Genomic DNA, 17,222 nt, shown 5'->3' with positions numbered 1-17,222 from the left:
GCGTGTTTTCTGTGGTTTGCCTGGGCTTACTGGTTCAATGTCGCCCAGCTTAGGCCAAATTTATGCAAATACTTTTTCAGTCGATCAGCATCATTCGGGTTGGCTTTCGCACTGCGCGAGGCAGCAAATAGTTTCCGACCTGCTTCTGATAGCGATTTGCTGTGCAGGCATATGCCCAGTACCGCTTTGAGCTGCAAGGCATCAAATAAATCCAGATTTGCGATTTGCGCTATGTCCAGATAGGCATGCAAATCAACTTCTGACGCAATACCAGCCCTGTCTCCGGAAAAGGACCACAGGCGTTGCAGGCGCTTGATTTCATCCTCGACGATGTCGTCATTGATACGTCCTGCGTCTGCCAGGGTTGCCATGCGGGTGATCGATGCCGACAAGTCGCGGAAGTTACCTGTCCATACCGCTTGCGCAGATGTGGCAAAGGCCATGTAGCGATCCCGGGCTTCTTTATTGAAGCGCACCATTTGTCCATATTCGCTACTGAACTGCGCCAACTGATAATCCATGTTCGGTGCGATATCTTCTGCGCGTTCACTCAGACCCGGCAATTCATAGGTCCATAAGTTAATGCGGGCAAACAGGTCTTCGCGAAAACGACCGGCTGCGACTTCCTTGCCCAGATCGCGGTTGGTACCGGCCACAAGCTGGAAATCGCTTTGTACTTCATGGTCACCGCCAACTGGCAAAAAACGCTTTTCTTCCACCGCTTTGAGCAGCATGGCCTGTTCATCCAGACCCAGTTCGCCGATTTCATCCAGAAATAACAGGCCCTTGTGAGCAGCGCGCAACAAGCCGGGGCGATCCGACATGGCACCGGTAAACGCCCCCTTGATATGGCCAAACAAGGTAGAGCCAGCACCATCACCGCGCAGGGTGGCGCAATTAACTTCGACAAATTTCCCTTCCAACTGGTGTCTGGCTTTCTTTAATTCAAATACCCGTTTTGCCAGAAATGATTTGCCGGCACCGGTTGGGCCCATCAACAGGATAGGCGCACGGGATTTGATGGCGACACGTTCAATCTCATCAATCATGGCATTGAAGCGCGCATTGCGGGTGGCAATGCCGGACTTCAAAAAAGCCACACCGTCTTCTTTTTCACGGGTAAAGCGCTGTGCGATCTGGTTGTAGCGTGACAGATCCAGGTCAATCAGGGCAATTTCACCGGTATTGCCCTTGATTTGCCGACGTGGTGGCGAAGTCTGCAATAGTTTGCCAGGCAGATAATTGGCCTCTGTCATCAGGAACAGGCAGATTTGCGCTACATGCGTGCCAGTGGTGATATGTATCCAGTATTCCTCAGTATCGGTATCGAAGCGGTATGACCTGGCAAAATCAAACAGGCTGGCATACACCTCTTCAAAATCCCATAGATCTTGAATCGCTAACTGATGCGTGCGTAATGCCGTGGTCGGCGATGTGGCGGCGATATCGTTTTTTAATTGTCCTATCAATCCATCATGCTGACCACTGTGCAACAACTCTATGCGGTCGATGACCATGTCGTCGCGCTGCGTCAGTGCCACTGTAGGTCGCCACTTTTCCCAGCGGCCACTGCCTTTGCCACTGTCCAGCTGGGTACCGATAAATCCAATCACGACCTTACTTTTGGGTTTCATATTTTGGATAAATATGTATCTAAAAAGATAATTATAGTTTATTTTCGAATAAAAAGAAAAATTCATGGAAATGGGTAATTTATAAAAATATCCATGTAAATCAATGATTTAAAGAAAATAAATGCAGATTTTTCAAAGCTGGCACGGCCATTGCAATACATGAAGGGAAGGGCATGCAGGCATGAAGGGAGTGCCACCACCGAAAACGATTAAGGACTGGGTGGTCTGGATAACACCAGATGTGGTCTAAGTGTTGTGATGAGCAAGGTTGCAGATGCAGGTTGCCGCTCCCCGTAAGGGTGTCAACTGGCGCGCGTTTCCAATCATCACAGCGGCCGGAAGTAATGCTCTGGTTGCCACGTTTTGCGGGTTCGAATCCCGTCGTGTCCACTAGGAGAAAGCTACAGGACTTACACAAAATTGTCCCAGCAAGGCTAACGCTTTTGGTAAGCCGCCCTTGCAGGGGCGGCTCGTTAGGTTGGCAGACAACGTGTTGTCTGAAACCCCAACTACACCGTAGCGACGAAGACAGTACGAACAGTACGGCTAGGAGCTGCAACGCAACTGGGGCAGTTTTGTGTAAGTCCTGAAAAAGAAGGGAAATGAAAATGGTTAATACTCAATTGTTCCAAACTTTAAAAACATCTCTGGCAAACACATTTTTGCCAGTGACGGATACAACAAATTTTTCAGGTGCACCTGCTTACAAGTTCACACCTGAACACAAACTGGCGCAATACGCAGCAACGGGTTGCCTGAATGCGACTTACTACGCAAGTGCAGAAGCGCAACTGGCAACCGTACTGGATTTGACAAAAGAAGTGTCACCACTGTTTGCCGCCCAGACTGCGATCTATTGCCGTGAACGTGGCTATATGAAAGACATGCCGGCCTTGCTGGTCGCTGCGCTGACCATGCGCAATGCAACTGAATTGCCACGCACCTTTAAACGGGTAATGAACAACGGCAAGATGTTGCGTAACTTTGTACAGATATTGCGTTCCGGTGCTATCGGTCGCAAGTCTTTGGGTTCACGTCCAAAGAAACTGGTACAAACTTGGTTGAACACAGCTAGCGAAAAAGAACTGCTGGCGGCAGCCGTAGGTACGACACCGTCTTTGGCTGATGTCGTAAAGATGGTGCATCCAAAACCAGTCGAAGCATGGCGTGAAGCTTTCTTTGCCTGGTTGATCGACAAGCCATACAAGACCGAAGCTTTGCCGCCCGTGGTGGCAGCGTTTGAAGCGTACAAGAAAGACCGCAGCCTGGCTTTGCCGGATGTGCCTTTCCAGATGCTGACAGCGATGGATCTGACAACGGAAGACTGGGCACAAATCGCCCGTCAGGCGGGTTGGCAGATGTTGCGTATGAATCTGAATACCTTTGCTCGTCATGGCGTGTATGAATTGCCAGGCATGGTTGACTTGATTGCCGACAAACTGCGTAATGCCGGGGCAATTGCCAAAGCCAAGGTGTTTCCTTATCAGTTGATGGCAGCATACAAGGCCGCCAATGAAGGCGTACCGTTGCCGATCAAGAATGCCTTGCAGGATGCGATGGAAATTGCCTTGAGTAATGTGCCAGAAGTTTTTGGCAAAGTCGTGGTCTGTGCTGACGTGTCCGGCTCCATGTCTTCACCAGTCAGCGGTCATCGTGGTTCTGCGACGACAGCAGTACGTTGCATAGACGTGGCAGCGTTGGTTGCGGCGGCCATGTTGCGCAAGAATCCATCCACGCTGGTATTACCATTTGAAAACCAGGTAGTGAAATGCGATTTGAATCCACGTGACAGCGTGATGACGAATGCGCAAAAACTGGCAGCAATCGGCGGTGGTGGCACCAATTGCAGCGCACCTTTGGTGCAGTTGAACAAAGAAAATGCCAAGGCCGACCTGGTAATTTTTGTATCCGACAATGAATCATGGATGGATGCCGGCCGTAGCCGTTCAACGGCAACCATGGTTGAATGGAATGCGTTTAAAAAACGTAATCCGCAAGCGAAACTGGTTTGTATAGACATAGCGCCGTATGGCACTAGTCAGGCAGCAGAAAGAGATGATGTATTGAATATCGGCGGTTTTTCTGATGCCGTCTTCAAGATCATCGCCTCATTCGCTGCCGGTCAGTTGAGTGCGGAGCATTGGGTAGGTGAAGTAAAAGCAATAGATATTTAAAGAACCTCTGGCAGAGCACATGCTGTAAAAGCTTCGCCAGACCAGGTAACAAACGTTTTTGAACACAACATGAATGCAAATGTGATTACATCTCGAAACTGTAAAATCACTTTTAATTTTTGTCATGTGGTGCTTCAAAGACCATTTGAACATGGTGTTGATTTTTAAATGCAGTACGAATGCGCAGGCGATTACATCCAAATCAATCGCAGGCAAACCTTGTCGTACAGTGTTTCTCAAGGCCGTAATTGAATGTCGCGGTACAGGTTTTGAATATGGCATGAATGCTGACGTGATTACATATGGAATGATTATCACGTTTAATCCTTGTCATGCCATATTCAATAAATATCGTTGCTGTAGTTTTTTGAATGCCGTGTGAATGCACATGTGACTACATTTGCAATGTTCACAGAAATTTTTGTCACTCGGCGATTCAAAGAAATTGAAGTAGTAAAGGTTTTGGACAGTGTAAGAATGCAGGCGTGACTACATTTTACGAAAATGAAACGGTCACTTCAGATATTTGTCTTGCGCTTGTTTAATATGGTTTACCCGAATGCAATCAGGATTACATAGGTATTAGAACTCATGTCGATTGATGAAGTGAGTTCTATTTGGTTCGACTCCAAACTGGGCCACACCGCAAGGATGGGTCAGAAGGTCCTGGTAACACTTGTCGGGGTTTGTTTTAATGAAATTGATCATGAAGTAAAGTTTTAGGCGAATGCTGATGAAACTACATCGCTAAGGACGAAGAGGTCGTGGGTTCGATCCCCATCACGGTGTCATTGATTCCGTGTAGCTCAGTGGTAGAGCGCTTGTGGGCAACCACAGACGTTTCATCAACCCTTGTCGCCACCCTGAATTTAAAAAGAAAAAGAGAAAATATGAAACACGAAGATTACGATGTAGTGCAATACGAAAATGGTCGTCCTATCAAAATGTGGACCAAAGGGGTTCCGGTTGAGGATGAAGCCAAAAAACAATTGGCGAATACTGCGCGTATGCCTTTCATCTACAAACATATTGCCGTGATGCCGGATGTGCATTTGGGTAAAGGGTCCACCATCGGTAGCGTGATTCCTACCCTCGGTGCAGTGATCCCTGCTGCGGTCGGTGTGGATATCGGTTGCGGAATGATGGCTGCCAAAACTACCTTGCATGCCAATGATTTGCCAGATAACCTGGGTCCTTTGCGTACAGCGATAGAAAAAGCCATACCGCATGGTATGTCGCCCAAGACCCGTAGCTTCAAAGGCCGCGATAAAGGTGCTTGGGAAAGCCCGCCAAGCGCAGTGGATACCGCCTGGGCGCAATTGAAAGAGGGTTTTGACGAAATTTGTTTGAAAACCCCGCGTTTGAAAAACACCAATAACTACCGTCACCTGGGAACTTTGGGTAGCGGTAACCACTTTGTTGAAGTATGTCTGGATGAAGCCAATGCTGTGTGGTTTATGCTGCATTCCGGGTCCCGTGGTGTAGGTAATGCAATCGGTAGCCATTTCATTGAAATGGCCAAGCAGGATATGCGTACCCATTTCATTAATCTGCCAGATCAGGATCTGGCTTATTTGCCGGAAGGTACCCAGCATTACAATGATTACATTGAAGCCGTGGGATGGGCGCAGAAATTTGCCCGCTTGAATCGTGAAGTGATGATGCAGAATTTGATTGCAGCAGTACGTACTGTGATCAGCAAGCCGTTTGAAACCCATGTAGAAGCGGTGAACTGTCACCATAACTATGTGCAGAAAGAACATCACTTCGGTAAAGATGTACTGGTAACCCGTAAAGGGGCAGTGTCTGCACGTGCTGGTGAACTGGGGATCATCCCTGGTTCCATGGGGGCAAAAAGCTTCATCGTGCGCGGTAAAGGGAATGAAGAAAGTTTTAACAGCTGTAGCCACGGTGCAGGTCGTACCATGAGCCGTACTGCAGCCAAGAAACTGTACACCGTCGCCGATCAGATCGCCGCAACCGAAGGGGTGGAATGCCGTAAAGATGCCAATGTGATTGATGAAATCCCTATGGCATATAAAGACATCGACGCCGTGATGCTGGCCCAAAGCGCATTGGTAGATGTGGTGCACGTATTGAAGCAGGTTGTGTGCGTTAAGGGTTGATTTGGCTTTTCAAGCCTTAGACCTCTCAACACAGAGACACAGAGCCACAGAGAAAAGCAGAGGAGGGCAAGGTCATTTTGTATTTTTGCAGACAATTTCAAGAAAAAAACATTCCCTTGAATTTGTCTGTGTCTCTGTGGTTAATGGTCTTGAACTTGATTTGAAAATAAAAATAATGAACAAAAAAATGATAGAGCTGGATGGCTCTTTGGGTGAAGGTGGCGGTCAGATTTTGCGCACTTCTCTCAGCCTGTCCATGATTACCGGTCAGCCTTTCCGTATCGTAAATATCCGTGCCGGACGTTCCAAACCTGGTCTTTTGCGCCAGCATCTGGTAGCGGTACAGGCTGCGGCTGCCGTCAGTGGCGCGCAGGTAACGGGTGCACAACTGGGTTCGACGACACTGGAATTTATTCCATCTACCATCCGTGGTGGTGACTACCAGTTTGCCATCGGCAGTGCCGGTAGCTGTACCCTGGTATTGCAGACCTTGGTGCCGGCCTTGCTGTATGCCGATGCAGCAAGCACTGTCAAGATTACGGGCGGTACCCATAACGATATGGCACCGCCTGCGCAGTTTTTGCAAAAGGCCTATGGCCGGGTGCTGGAAAAGATGGGTGCTGAAGTCAGTTTCGAGTTGAAACGTTATGGATTTTTTCCGGCAGGCGGAGGCGAAATTATTGCCAGCGTCACACCTTGTGCACAGTTGAAAAAGCTGGATATTCTGGAACGTGGCGAACGACTCAAAGGCTATGCCGAAAGTTTTATTGCCGGCGTACCGGCAGACGTAGCCAAGCGTGAGTTGCAATGTGTGGGCAGTGACATGGGCTGGTCACAAGATCGGTTGTTGATCCGTGGCCTGAGCAATGATCAGGGACCAGGCAATGTGTTGCTGATTACGCTCGAACATCAACATGTTACCGAGGTGTTTTGTGGATTCGGTGAAAAAGCAGTCAAGGCAGAAAACGTCGCCAAAAGAGCAGTGCAGGAACTGCGTGAATACGTCGCGTCCGGCGCCGCCGTGGGTGAGCATCTGGCAGATCAGATCATGCTGTTGTTTGCCCTGGCTGGTGGTGGCAGCTTTACGACCAGTCAAGTGTCCGGCCATGCAAAGACCAATGCTGGGGTAATCAGTAAATTTTTACCGGCACACACCGAATTCTCCGTTCAGGAAAAAGCTTTCCTGTGCAGTATGCGTTCGGTACTTTGATCGCATCATGAAAAAGCATAAAATGCAAAAAACATGATCTGAATTAATTGTATTGACACAGCGATTTCTTTTCATGCAGAATAGAAGTTGTTCGGGTTGCAGTAATTTTGCAATTCGATTTTTCATCAACCCCAATTCAAAGAAAGGAACGACCATGCCACGGAATACGGCTAATAACAATCAAGATTCTTAGCCCCGTGCGCGACGCTCGGGGTTAAGGCACAGCCTACCCGAGCCGGTCGTTTTTTTTCGAAAACCCCGGTGAGGAAACTCGTCGGGGTTTTTCATTTTCCAGACCTGTATGGCGGTTTGAGCAAGCAGCACTGTCATGGATTGATTTCATGACGGGGCGGGCTTTGCTCATCCCAAAGAAAGCCAGATCAGTATCTGCAAAATATTGCTTGATATAGCAATGAAAAAACACCGGCATCATAGAAAGAAAATGTATGCCTATAGCAAAAAGCCTGCACAAGGGACGTGTCCCTGTGCATATTTTTACGGACGATATTGATCACACTGCCTTGCAGCAGTTGCTCAATATCGCCAACCTGCCTATCGTCCACCCCCATGTGGCGGCCATGCCTGATGTGCATGCCGGCATAGGGGCAACGGTGGGAAGTGTGATACCAACCCGCTCGGCGATTATTCCTGCTGCAGTCGGTGTGGATATCGGTTGCGGCATGAATGCCGTGCGCACCACGTTGACGGCCAGCCAGTTGCCGGACAACCTGGCCAAACTGCGCAGTGCACTGGAAGCTTCCATTCCTGTCGGGTTTGAACAGCATGAATGGAACAAGGTACGTGGTTCTGCCCATGCCCGCGTTGGTCGGCCCCTGAACGACAGACTGGACAGGATAGTGGCCCGGCACAAGGGCATCATGAAAATGCAGCACAAGTTTGCCCAAACCTGGATCTGTCAGTTGGGTACACTGGGTGGTGGTAATCACTTCATCGAAATCTGTATCGATGAAGAACAGCGTGTCTGGATCATGTTGCATTCCGGTTCGCGCGGTATAGGAAATGTCATAGGACGCTATTTCATTTCCGCTGCAAAGAAGGACATGCAAAGACATCAGATACATTTGCCGGACAAGGATTTATCCTATTTCAGCGAAGGGTCTGAACTGTTTGATGATTATATCGAGGCAGTTGACTGGGCGCAGGATTACGCCCTCGTCAACCGCAGCGAAATGATGCGTCGTGCGCTGGATGTATTGGCGCAGCAGGTGACCAGCTTCAGGCTGGATGGCGAGGCAATCAATTGCCATCACAATTATGTGTCACAGGAAACCCATGCAAATGAAAAGCTGTTCATTACACGCAAGGGTGCCATTTCCGCCCGTGCGGGCGAGATGGGTATCATTCCTGGCAGCATGGGCGCACGCAGTTATATTGTCAGAGGCAAGGGTAATCCTGAATCCTTTTGCTCATGTTCACATGGTGCGGGACGAAGGATGAGCCGTTCTGAAGCCAAGCGCAAATTTAACCGCTTCGATCTGGCAGAACAAACTGCTGGTATAGAATGTCGCAAGGATGGTGGTGTGGTGGATGAAATTCCGGCAGCGTACAAAGACATCGACCAGGTCATGGCGCATCAGTATGATCTGGTGGAAGTGGTACATACGCTGCGCCAGGTCGTTTGTGTGAAAGGGTAGAAGATGAAAATCCGTATTAAATTACCCAAACCCAGGAACCCCCTGGCCGTACTGGCAAAGCAACGCCAGGCCGGTGCCCATGGCAGTTACCGCGTCGAACGTACCGAACGTCGGAAAGCAAAGCAGAGTCTGCATAAGGTATTGAGTGGACGCGCGAAAGATGTGGATGGTGACTGACAGGTTTGCCATATACTGATTTCGTATTGATTGAATCAGCCCTCTGTCTGAACAGGATAGAGGGCTTTTTCTTTTCGGCAATTTTTCTCATTGCAGCGACGGTATGCATAAAAGGAACAGTCTGCTTCAGTTTTTCATCGAAGGACTGAAAATCCTTTGCGGTCTGCCAGCGTAGCTCGGTAGAATCGGTGCATCAAAAATATAATAACGCTTCCAGGTAAGCGAAAATATCTCATGAACAAGCAATCACGCCTGCAGGCTATCGATTTATTGCGCGGCCTGGTCATCGTGCTGATGGCGCTGGACCATACCCGCGATTTTTTTGCCCCCACGGCTTTCGATCCCCTGAATTTGCAACTGGGTTATCCGGCATTGTTCTGGACGCGCTGGATCACGCATTTGTGCGCCCCCATTTTTGTCATGTTGGCCGGTATGTCGGCTTTTTTGCGCAGCCAGCACAGGGACAAGAAAGATATGTCACGTTACCTGTTAAGCCGTGGTGCCCTGATGATATTGCTGGAATGGACCTGGGTCAGCTTTAGCTGGCAATTTGGTTTTACGACATTCATTTTGCAAGTGATCTGGGCCATAGGTGTCGCGATGATGGCATTGGCCGGTTTGATCTGGCTGCCGCGCTGGGCTTTGATTACCTGTGCTGTTGCCCTGATCCTGCCGCATAACCTGCTGGATGCCTTGCATGGCAAGGACAGTGGCCTGCTCTTCATGGCCTGGCATCAGGGTGGGTACTACCCTTTGTGGGGAGATGTTGGTATCTATTTTGCCTATCCCCTCATGCCCTGGATAGGATTAATGGCTGGTGCATACGCTATGGGACCGGTCATGTTGTGGGATGCAGGGCGCAGACAACAATTTTTATTTACGGCAGCGATAGTCTTGTTGCTCAGCTTTGTCATTTTACGTAGTGGTAATTTTTATGGCGACCCGGATGCATGGGGTGTGCAAGGGAAAAATTTCTTGTATGACTTGATGTCCTTTGTGAAAGTGCATAAATATCCACCTTCCTTACTGTATCTGTGTATTACCCTCGGTATAGGGCTGGGCGCGCTGGGATTGCTGGAGCGTTATGTGCAACGCCCCTGGCCAACGCTGATGTTGTTTGGCAAGTCCCCCATGTTTTTTTACCTGGTGCACATTGCCCTTATCCATGCGCTGGGCTGGGTATATATGCAGGTACGCTATGGCCAGCAGATTGATTTTCGCAGCAAAGGCGTGGTCATCCACGACTATCAACCGTCTTTGTTAATCTGTTATGCAGCCTGGATAGTGGTACTGGTGTTGATGTGGGGGCTGACCAGATGGTGGAACAGGAATCGCCAGAATACAGGTACGGGCAGGTCTGCCGTATCTGTACATTGAAACTGTTTGTCAAAGGTGAATAGTTTTGGATTGCTGCATCAGGCTGTAGCACAAATATCACATAACATCGGTTTGGCAATACGCAAATAGTCGTCTGTGTTCAGGATGATGGAGGTATCCAGGCGACCTGCATTGAAGGCAATTTCTGTATAGCGTGCGACTAGCGACGGATCCATTACCAGTTGTATATCGTCAGAGAATACAAAAGGCGGTATCGCGCCTATCACGCAGCCAGTTTTTTCCATCGCCATTTCCGGGGCCGCAAAGCTGGTTTTTTTTACCTGTACGGCCGCGGCCAGCTTCTTGAAGTCTATCTTCTGGTCCCCGGGCAAGATCGCCAATATCAGATTGGCTGCCTGATCCTTGCTCTGGCACAGCATGGCTTTTGCACCCTGACCAACTTCAGTACCACGGATGGCTGCCACTTTTTCAGACTGGCCTTCGGCCGGGTGTTCCACCACACGGAAGCGGGCGTTATGGGTTTGCAACAAGGATTTCAATTGCTCGAACATGATGGTCTTTCGTCAGAACACAGGCAGGAAAAATGATCATTTCAGAATTTTAAAGTCACAGTGGCGTTGTGCATATAGCCGTTGTTTTATGGCTTGCAGTATTCCTGCATTGAACAGAAACCTGGTCATGCAGCCAGATGTTTCTGTCCCATGTCATCTGCCTGCAATGCCTCCACAATAATCTCCCGCAATCTTTGTATTGCGGCGTCGGGTTCTGCTTCCATGCGATGCAAGGTCAGGCCCAGCATCGGCAATTCAGGTAATGCCTGATTGTCGATAATGCGCAGATTAGCTGGCAGACCGATTTCTGTACGTACTGTGATTCCAAAGCCAGCAGCAGCAGCGGCCCAGATGCCGCTGAGGCTGGGGCTGCTAAAGGCCAGACGCCAGGGGATATGGGCTCGATCCAGCGCTGCGGTAGCGCAGCTGCGCATCAGGCAGGGTGCTTCAAAGGCGACCAGGGGCAAAGGCTCTTCAGGTGTATTTGTCGGTTGAAGAAGCGGATCTGCCGCGCCTATCCAGTGCATGGGATAGCTGCGCAAGTGCTCACTATGTGGAGTTGCCACACCGCCGTCCCAGGTCAGGGCCAGGTCCAGCTGGCCGCTTATCATCAGATCAAGCAGGCTGGTATTGCGGGCAATTTTGGCTTCTATCCTGACTTTGGGGTGGGCGCGGGCAAAACGGCCCAGCACATCGGTAAGTATGCGCTCACCAAAGTCTTCGGGCATGCCCAGCCTGATCCAGCCTTCGAGGTCTACGCCACGCACGGCTGCTGCGGCTTCATCATTCAATTCCAGCAGGCGGCGTCCATAAGCCAGCAGGGTTTCACCAGCTGCGGTGGGCAGCATGCCGCGCCCGGCTTTGCGCAAGATGGGGCTGCCAACCTGTTCTTCCAGTTTCTTGATCTGGGCACTGACTGCCGATGTGGATCGTCCCAGCCTGTCTGCGGCTTTGGCAAAGCTACCCAATTCTATGCCAGTCACGAAAGTGCGCATGACGTCCAGATCAAAGGTAATCTTGCTCATATAATAATCCTGTTTTTCTGAACTATTGATTTAAAATTATCTGATTTTCTGGATGAAGATAGTACGGTATCTTGATGTTGTCAATCAATCTTCAGGAGCCCGGCATGCAAGCAGCAAGTACTATCGCCCGTGAATTAATGGGCGACATCGCTCCCAAATTCGCGGAGCTGACTGACCAGGTCCTGTTTGATGATGTCTGGCGCAGACAGGGTTTGCCCAGCCGCGAACGCAGTCTGATCACCGTCGCCACATTGATCGCCTTAAACCGCAGCGAGCAATTACCCTTTCATCTTGGCCGCGCCATCGACAATGGCGTGACACACGCAGAACTGGTGGAAGTAATCACTCACCTTGCATTTTATGCCGGCTGGCCGTGTGCTGCATCTGCTGTTACGGCGCTGCGCCAGTTGTCTCCTGGACAATCTGCCTTAGCTGTCTCATCCACCCCATCTTCCACCAAGGAATAAATCATGCCCATGAGTCGCCTGTCTTTATTAAAGGGTAAATCGCCCGCTTATCTGCAAGCCTTGTCGGATGGCTTGCATCAAGCCTTGGTCGAGGCGTTTGAAGTGCCGCCCACGGACCGTTTTCAAATTATTCATCAGCACGAAGCGAATGAATTAATCTTTGACCGGCATTACCTGGGCGGCCCCAGATCGGATGATTTTGTGCTGATCCAGATCAATGTGGCGCGTGTGCGCAGCACAGCCGTCAGGCAGGCGTTTTACCAGCGACTGGTCAGCCTGCTGGCACAGTCGCCGGGCCTGCCGCCGCAAGATGTCATGGTCATCATCAGTACCAGCGCAGCAGAGGATTGGTCGTTCGGTGGCGGCGTGATGTACGACGGTGTGCCCGCATTCACCACGAGAACTTGAGGAACATGCACATGATCGCTATGCAATACAACTTTGTCCTGCCAGCGGACTACAACATGGATATTGTGCGTCAGCGTATCGCCAGCAAGGGGCATATGCTGGATAATTTCCCTGGTCTGATTTTTAAGGCCTATCTGCACGCCAGCAAACTAGGCACGAACCCGCCATCAGCACAGAATGTGTATGCACCGTTTTATCTGTGGGATAGCAGTGAAGGCATGAACAATTTCCTCTGCGGTGATGGCTTCGCGGCAGTCTCGCAAGCCTTTGGCTGGCCTGCTGTCAAACATTGGGCAGTATGGCATAGCCATGTGGATGACAAGGTCCGCAGTGCCAGGTTTGCGACACGTCAGGTCATACCCGTCGCAGCTTATAGCGCACTGGGTGCTCTGCGGGAAGCTGAAGTTGCCAGTGCCAAAACTGCCAGCCAGCAAGATGGCGCCTTGGCTGTGCTGACTGCATTTGATCCGGATGAATGGACGTTGGTACGTTTTACTTTATGGTCTGATACCAGCGCCGCCCAGACTGCGGGTTTGCCCGCAGATGCACAATGCTATGACGTGGGGCATGTGTCGGCACCGGGGAAATAGCGGTATTGACGTGATGTGAGGAATTGCAAGGTAATTGAAACTTCAGCGCAATGTGAATGGCATGGAGTCTCCTTACAGCGCGCGGTACATGGCCGGAGTGTCGCTTATTTTTTCGGTTCACTTTCCAGTACGGACGTAGACCACATCAGGCGCACTTTCTTGCCTTCTGCATCCACGATGAATTGCGCCTTGTCTACCCCGAAAAATCCTTTGGCTGGTGTATATTGATAACTGCCGCCGGCAAGCTGTTCCAGTTTGCCGTGCTCAGGTTTTTTCTCTACCAGTTTGACCTGGCAATCGGGGGCTTTCTTTTTATAGGCAGGTTCACGAAACCAGCCGGTAGAACGCAATTCATCACAAGCCACTTTGGCCACATCCCAGACTACAAATTTCTGCTTTGCATCCACTGCAATAAAACCCCCTATGGTCAGGGTCTTGGCAACATCTTTTTTATCTGCGGATTTGGCAATGATGGCAGGTGGCGATGCATGGGCGCCTGCGTCTTGCGGCATGTCGTAAAAAATCATCTATCGTCTTTCTGGTAATGGCAATCCCCGGGGGGAAACAGTGTCTGCAAGTATCGCATATAAGCTTTAATGCGCATACTTTGCCAGAACAGCCGATTTGTCAAGGCGACACTTGCGATGACAGTGGATTTTTCCAGTCTGGTATAAGATAAGGGGTTTTCCGCAGAACATTTGTGCTGGCGTCAGAGTGCCGGGCTAGCTCAGGCAAAATCTCATGAAAGATTGTTGGTATGTGTATCAATTTCACCCCCTCCACCAAAACAGGGCTCGGTTATTTTGACGTGAGCAGCAATCCGCTGGACGAATGGGAAGGCGAGACCTGGCAGGATTATGACGCGCCTTTCATCATGCACGATGCCAGGGGGCGGCGACAGGCATTGCTGGGTCAGTACAGCATGATACCCAAATCAAAGATAGCGCCTGGCGTGAAACGCTTTTCCACCATGAATGCACGTGCAGAAACCCTGGGCGCATTACGTAGTTATGCACCCTCATGGCAGACGGGTAAATTATGCCTGGTTCCCATGCAGCATTTCTTTGAACCCAACTACGAAAATGGTGTCGCCGAACGCTGGCGCATTGGCTTGAAAGATACAACAGATTTTGCTGTCGCCGGATTGTTCAAAGAATGGCCGGAAGCAGATGGCAGCGTCAGTTATTCTTTCACTCAGATCACCATCAATGCTGACGACCATCCCTTGATGAGCCGCTTCCACAAACCAGGTGAAGAAAAGCGTTCCCTCGTCATCGTGCCGCCGGAAGATTTTGACGAATGGCTGTCTTGCCGCGACCCCGAATTTGCCCGCGCCTTTCTGCGCCCTTATCCGGCTGAACACATGGTCACCGAAATAGCGCCGAAAGAAAAAGTAGCGAAAGCCACTAAGCCAAAAAATCCAACAATCATTGTGCCAAGAACGATGGATTTATTTGATTGAAAGCATCAACACTTTTGATGCGAGGTTTGTCAAACATGACAATATTGCTTAGTCAAATCTCTGCCGTTGATCAAGCCAACTCAGCCGCCAACTCGACAAACGCAGCCACCAGTGGCGACACTTCATCTTTACGTTGCGCCAGCAGCAGTGATGTGGTGGCACCAGTATCAGCGACGGGCCGGTAGCAGATGCCGTCGAAATGGATGGTGTAAAACGAGCCGGGCAGTATCGATATGCCACAACCCGCTGCGACCAGGCCGATGATGGTAGAGGCATCATTGGCTTCTTGCGTCACCCTGGGGGCAAAGCCAGCCGCATGGCACAGGCGCAAAATATGCGGATAAATACCGGTACCGGCGCTGGGTGGATACATGATGAAAGGCAGTTGCGCCAGCTCTTTCATCGGGACTTTTTTCTTTTTCGCCAGCGCGTGTGTGGTTGGCAACACCACCACCAGCGGGTCTTCACGCAGTGCCTTGAAGCGCAATGGTGAAGAAACGCCGCGTGCCAGTTCGCCGCCTTCAGGCGGGCGGATGAAGCCCACATCAAGGCCATGCTGACTAAGTGCTTCCAGCTGTTTATTCGTCGCCATTTCACGCAGCGTCAACGTGACATCCGGATATTGCTGGCGGTAGCCATTGATAACCGCAGCAAACAAGGGGGTGAAAGGGGTAGAGAACGTAAAGCCTATGCGCAGTTCGCCGGTCTCTCCGCGTTGGGCGCGGCGTGCTGTTTCACTGGCCTGTTCGGACAAGGCAAGTATATGTCGCGCATCCTGTAAAAACAGTTTGCCGGCTTCTGTCAGGCGTACCCAGCGTTTGCTGCGTTCAAACAACTGTGCACCGACATCAGCTTCCAGCATCTGTATGGCATGGCTTAAGGGCGGCTGACCTATATGCAGGCGTTCTGCCGCACGGGTGAAGTGCAATTCTTCCGCGACAGCGATGAAATACCTGAGATGGCGCAGTTCCATATTGTTATCTAAAAAAAGTATTACTAAGTACTTTAATATATATTGGACGCTATAAAAGCGCAAATATAAGATGGCGACTCCTTGATAGTCCAGGTACAGCATCATGACGGTCGCAAGCAGCAATAGCCCACAGCAGGTCAGCGAGATCAGCAAGGCCAGTGAGATCGGTGAGGTCGGTGAAATCAGGCAGGTCAATCGCATCGCTGCGGGTACACCCGCATTCAGTCGTATCAATCGTGCCATGGTGTTTGGCGGCTTTTCCACTTTTTCCTTGTTGTACAGCATGCAACCGCTGATGCCCTTGTTGGCTGTGCAATTCCATCTGACACCGGCCCAAAGTAGCTGGGCCCTGTCCATCTCCACATTGTCGCTGGCCTTGTCCTTGCTGATCAGTAGTGCCATCAGTGAACGCATAGGCCGCAAGCCCATGATGGTGACCGCGCTCGCCCTGGCTGCGATTGCCACACTCTTGTGCGCATTGACGGAAGATTTTTCGCAGTTGCTGGTCTTGCGCGGCTTGCTGGGTTTTGCCCTGGGTGGCATGCCTGCGGTAGCGGTGGCTTATCTTGGTGAGGAAATAGAAGCCACCTCCATGGGACTGGCCGTCGGCCTGTACATTGCAGGTAGTGCCATGGGCGGTATGGTGGGGCGCTTGTTGACGGCGGTACTCAGCGATTATTTTTCATGGCGCACCGCCATGGCAGCGATGGGTGTGGCGGGCATTTATGCCGCCTGGGAATTCTGGCGCAGTCTGCCACTTGCGCGTAACTTCAAACCTGCGGAAAATGTTTGGGGCACCATCAACAAGGGCTTGCGCATGCATTTGTCAGATGGCGGCCTGTGCATGCTGTTTTGCCTGGCCTTTATGCTGACCGGCTGCTTTGTCAGTATGTATAACTATATAGGCTATCGCCTGCAAGGCGCGCCGTTTGGTTTTAGCCAGAGTACCGCTGGCGCCATTGCCCTGATGTATGTGCTGGGCATGGGCAGTTCGGTCTGGGTCGGGCGTCTGGTTGACCGTATCGGCCGCCGCAGCGTGTTGTGGCTGGTCTTGCTTGTGATGATCAGTGGTTTGCTACTGACTTTGTCCAATTCATTATTCATCATGGTTCCCGGTGTTGCCTTGTTCACTTTTGGCTTCTTTGCCTCGCATTCTGTTGCCAGCAGCTGGGTTGCCCGTCGTGCCCAGGCCCACAAGGCTGTCGCGTCGGCGCTGTACCTGTGTTTTTATTACCTGGGTTCCAGCCTGATAGGTTCATACACCGGCGTCGTTTGGGCATCACATGGCTGGCAAGGTGTGGTCATGTTGTTGGGCGGGCTGCTCAGCATTGGGTTGATGATTACGCTGCGCTTGCGTACGGTGTTGCCGGTGGTTACAGCCTGAAATGACTTTCTCTTGTGCTAACATGTCATGCACTGGCGTGGGGCCACT

16 protein-coding genes are annotated in these 17,222 nt (G+C 50.7%); 11 read left to right on the top strand and 5 right to left on the bottom strand.

What is annotated here, in order from left to right; translation table 11 throughout:
- Positions 1-26: 26 nt before the first annotated feature.
- Complete coding sequence (gene rtcR / locus ACO0LK_RS07105; protein WP_422973534.1) at positions 27-1,634, bottom strand: RNA repair transcriptional activator RtcR; 1,608 nt, start codon at positions 1,632-1,634, stop codon at positions 27-29.
- Positions 1,635-2,242: 608 nt separating this feature from the next.
- Between rtcR and ACO0LK_RS07100 the strand changes: the two genes are divergently transcribed.
- From ACO0LK_RS07100 to ACO0LK_RS07075, 6 genes are all read left to right on the top strand, one after another.
- Positions 2,243-3,808: a vWA domain-containing protein gene (locus tag ACO0LK_RS07100; protein ID WP_422973532.1), complete on the top strand. Its 1,566-nt coding sequence runs from the start codon at positions 2,243-2,245 to the stop codon at positions 3,806-3,808.
- An 890-nt stretch (positions 3,809-4,698) separates the two neighbouring features.
- On the top strand, positions 4,699-5,934 hold the full coding sequence (locus ACO0LK_RS07095) for an RtcB family protein (RefSeq protein ID WP_422973530.1): 1,236 nt from the start codon (positions 4,699-4,701) through the stop codon (positions 5,932-5,934).
- 175 nt (positions 5,935-6,109) lie between these two features.
- Complete coding sequence (gene rtcA, locus ACO0LK_RS07090) at positions 6,110-7,144, top strand: RNA 3'-terminal phosphate cyclase (protein WP_422973528.1); 1,035 nt, start codon at positions 6,110-6,112, stop codon at positions 7,142-7,144.
- A gap of 446 nt (positions 7,145-7,590) precedes the next feature.
- Positions 7,591-8,799 carry an RtcB family protein gene (locus ACO0LK_RS07085; protein ID WP_422973526.1) on the top strand — a complete coding sequence of 403 codons (1,209 nt, stop codon included), beginning with the start codon at positions 7,591-7,593 and terminating at the stop codon, positions 8,797-8,799.
- Between the two features lie 3 nt (positions 8,800-8,802).
- Complete coding sequence (locus ACO0LK_RS07080) at positions 8,803-8,976, top strand: hypothetical protein (protein WP_422973524.1); 174 nt, start codon at positions 8,803-8,805, stop codon at positions 8,974-8,976.
- 234 nt (positions 8,977-9,210) lie between these two features.
- Positions 9,211-10,353 carry a DUF1624 domain-containing protein gene (locus ACO0LK_RS07075; protein WP_422973522.1) on the top strand — a complete coding sequence of 381 codons (1,143 nt, stop codon included), beginning with the start codon at positions 9,211-9,213 and terminating at the stop codon, positions 10,351-10,353.
- Between the two features lie 38 nt (positions 10,354-10,391).
- Here the strand turns inward: ACO0LK_RS07075 and ACO0LK_RS07070 are convergent, their stop codons facing one another.
- Both ACO0LK_RS07070 and ACO0LK_RS07065 read right to left on the bottom strand, forming a co-directional pair.
- A complete protein-coding gene (locus ACO0LK_RS07070; RefSeq protein ID WP_422973520.1) occupies positions 10,392-10,865 on the bottom strand; it encodes a YbaK/prolyl-tRNA synthetase associated domain-containing protein in 474 nt (157 codons plus the stop codon).
- Positions 10,866-10,990: 125 nt separating this feature from the next.
- Complete coding sequence (locus ACO0LK_RS07065; protein ID WP_422973518.1) at positions 10,991-11,890, bottom strand: LysR substrate-binding domain-containing protein; 900 nt, start codon at positions 11,888-11,890, stop codon at positions 10,991-10,993.
- A gap of 104 nt (positions 11,891-11,994) precedes the next feature.
- Here ACO0LK_RS07065 and ACO0LK_RS07060 point away from each other — a divergent pair, with 104 nt between their 5' ends.
- From ACO0LK_RS07060 to ACO0LK_RS07050, 3 genes are read left to right on the top strand one after another with little or no spacing between them, the layout of a single operon-like run.
- The gene (locus tag ACO0LK_RS07060) at positions 11,995-12,357 is read left to right on the top strand and encodes a carboxymuconolactone decarboxylase family protein (protein ID WP_422973516.1); all 363 of its coding nucleotides are present in this window, start codon (positions 11,995-11,997) and stop codon (positions 12,355-12,357) included.
- A gap of 3 nt (positions 12,358-12,360) precedes the next feature.
- Positions 12,361-12,765, top strand: a complete 405-nt coding sequence (locus ACO0LK_RS07055; RefSeq protein ID WP_422973514.1) for a tautomerase family protein — start codon at positions 12,361-12,363, stop codon at positions 12,763-12,765.
- Between the two features lie 11 nt (positions 12,766-12,776).
- Positions 12,777-13,355: a DUF4865 family protein gene (locus tag ACO0LK_RS07050; protein ID WP_422973512.1), complete on the top strand. Its 579-nt coding sequence runs from the start codon at positions 12,777-12,779 to the stop codon at positions 13,353-13,355.
- A 104-nt stretch (positions 13,356-13,459) separates the two neighbouring features.
- Here ACO0LK_RS07050 and ACO0LK_RS07045 read toward each other — a convergent pair whose 3' ends face one another.
- Positions 13,460-13,882 (bottom strand): Ig-like domain-containing protein, encoded by a 423-nt coding sequence (locus ACO0LK_RS07045; protein WP_422973510.1) that lies wholly within the window; start codon positions 13,880-13,882, stop codon positions 13,460-13,462.
- Between the two features lie 230 nt (positions 13,883-14,112).
- Between ACO0LK_RS07045 and ACO0LK_RS07040 the strand changes: the two genes are divergently transcribed.
- The gene (locus tag ACO0LK_RS07040; RefSeq protein WP_422973508.1) at positions 14,113-14,817 is read left to right on the top strand and encodes an SOS response-associated peptidase; all 705 of its coding nucleotides are present in this window, start codon (positions 14,113-14,115) and stop codon (positions 14,815-14,817) included.
- A 70-nt stretch (positions 14,818-14,887) separates the two neighbouring features.
- Here ACO0LK_RS07040 and ACO0LK_RS07035 read toward each other — a convergent pair whose 3' ends face one another.
- On the bottom strand, positions 14,888-15,790 hold the full coding sequence (locus ACO0LK_RS07035; RefSeq protein ID WP_422973506.1) for a LysR substrate-binding domain-containing protein: 903 nt from the start codon (positions 15,788-15,790) through the stop codon (positions 14,888-14,890).
- Between the two features lie 103 nt (positions 15,791-15,893).
- On the opposite strand from ACO0LK_RS07035, the gene ACO0LK_RS07030 reads away from it, so the two are divergent.
- Positions 15,894-17,174 carry an MFS transporter gene (locus ACO0LK_RS07030; RefSeq protein WP_422973504.1) on the top strand — a complete coding sequence of 427 codons (1,281 nt, stop codon included), beginning with the start codon at positions 15,894-15,896 and terminating at the stop codon, positions 17,172-17,174.
- Positions 17,175-17,222: the final 48 nt, after the last annotated feature.

The sequence above is a fragment of the Undibacterium sp. Ji49W genome (assembly GCF_049340205.1).
Taxonomy (GTDB): Bacteria; Pseudomonadota; Gammaproteobacteria; order Burkholderiales; family Burkholderiaceae_D; genus Undibacterium.
This window is presented reverse-complemented; position numbering and strand designations above follow the sequence as displayed.

Coding starts and splice junctions, on each gene's coding strand:
- rtcR (WP_422973534.1), bottom strand. CDS start 1,634: ATGAAACCCAAAAGTAAGGTCGTGATTGGATTTATCGGTACCCAGCTG.
- ACO0LK_RS07100 (WP_422973532.1), top strand. CDS start 2,243: ATGGTTAATACTCAATTGTTCCAAACTTTAAAAACATCTCTGGCAAAC.
- ACO0LK_RS07095 (WP_422973530.1), top strand. CDS start 4,699: ATGAAACACGAAGATTACGATGTAGTGCAATACGAAAATGGTCGTCCT.
- rtcA (WP_422973528.1), top strand. CDS start 6,110: ATGAACAAAAAAATGATAGAGCTGGATGGCTCTTTGGGTGAAGGTGGC.
- ACO0LK_RS07085 (WP_422973526.1), top strand. CDS start 7,591: ATGCCTATAGCAAAAAGCCTGCACAAGGGACGTGTCCCTGTGCATATT.
- ACO0LK_RS07080 (WP_422973524.1), top strand. CDS start 8,803: ATGAAAATCCGTATTAAATTACCCAAACCCAGGAACCCCCTGGCCGTA.
- ACO0LK_RS07075 (WP_422973522.1), top strand. CDS start 9,211: ATGAACAAGCAATCACGCCTGCAGGCTATCGATTTATTGCGCGGCCTG.
- ACO0LK_RS07070 (WP_422973520.1), bottom strand. CDS start 10,865: ATGTTCGAGCAATTGAAATCCTTGTTGCAAACCCATAACGCCCGCTTC.
- ACO0LK_RS07065 (WP_422973518.1), bottom strand. CDS start 11,890: ATGAGCAAGATTACCTTTGATCTGGACGTCATGCGCACTTTCGTGACT.
- ACO0LK_RS07060 (WP_422973516.1), top strand. CDS start 11,995: ATGCAAGCAGCAAGTACTATCGCCCGTGAATTAATGGGCGACATCGCT.
- ACO0LK_RS07055 (WP_422973514.1), top strand. CDS start 12,361: ATGCCCATGAGTCGCCTGTCTTTATTAAAGGGTAAATCGCCCGCTTAT.
- ACO0LK_RS07050 (WP_422973512.1), top strand. CDS start 12,777: ATGATCGCTATGCAATACAACTTTGTCCTGCCAGCGGACTACAACATG.
- ACO0LK_RS07045 (WP_422973510.1), bottom strand. CDS start 13,882: ATGATTTTTTACGACATGCCGCAAGACGCAGGCGCCCATGCATCGCCA.
- ACO0LK_RS07040 (WP_422973508.1), top strand. CDS start 14,113: ATGTGTATCAATTTCACCCCCTCCACCAAAACAGGGCTCGGTTATTTT.
- ACO0LK_RS07035 (WP_422973506.1), bottom strand. CDS start 15,790: ATGGAACTGCGCCATCTCAGGTATTTCATCGCTGTCGCGGAAGAATTG.
- ACO0LK_RS07030 (WP_422973504.1), top strand. CDS start 15,894: ATGACGGTCGCAAGCAGCAATAGCCCACAGCAGGTCAGCGAGATCAGC.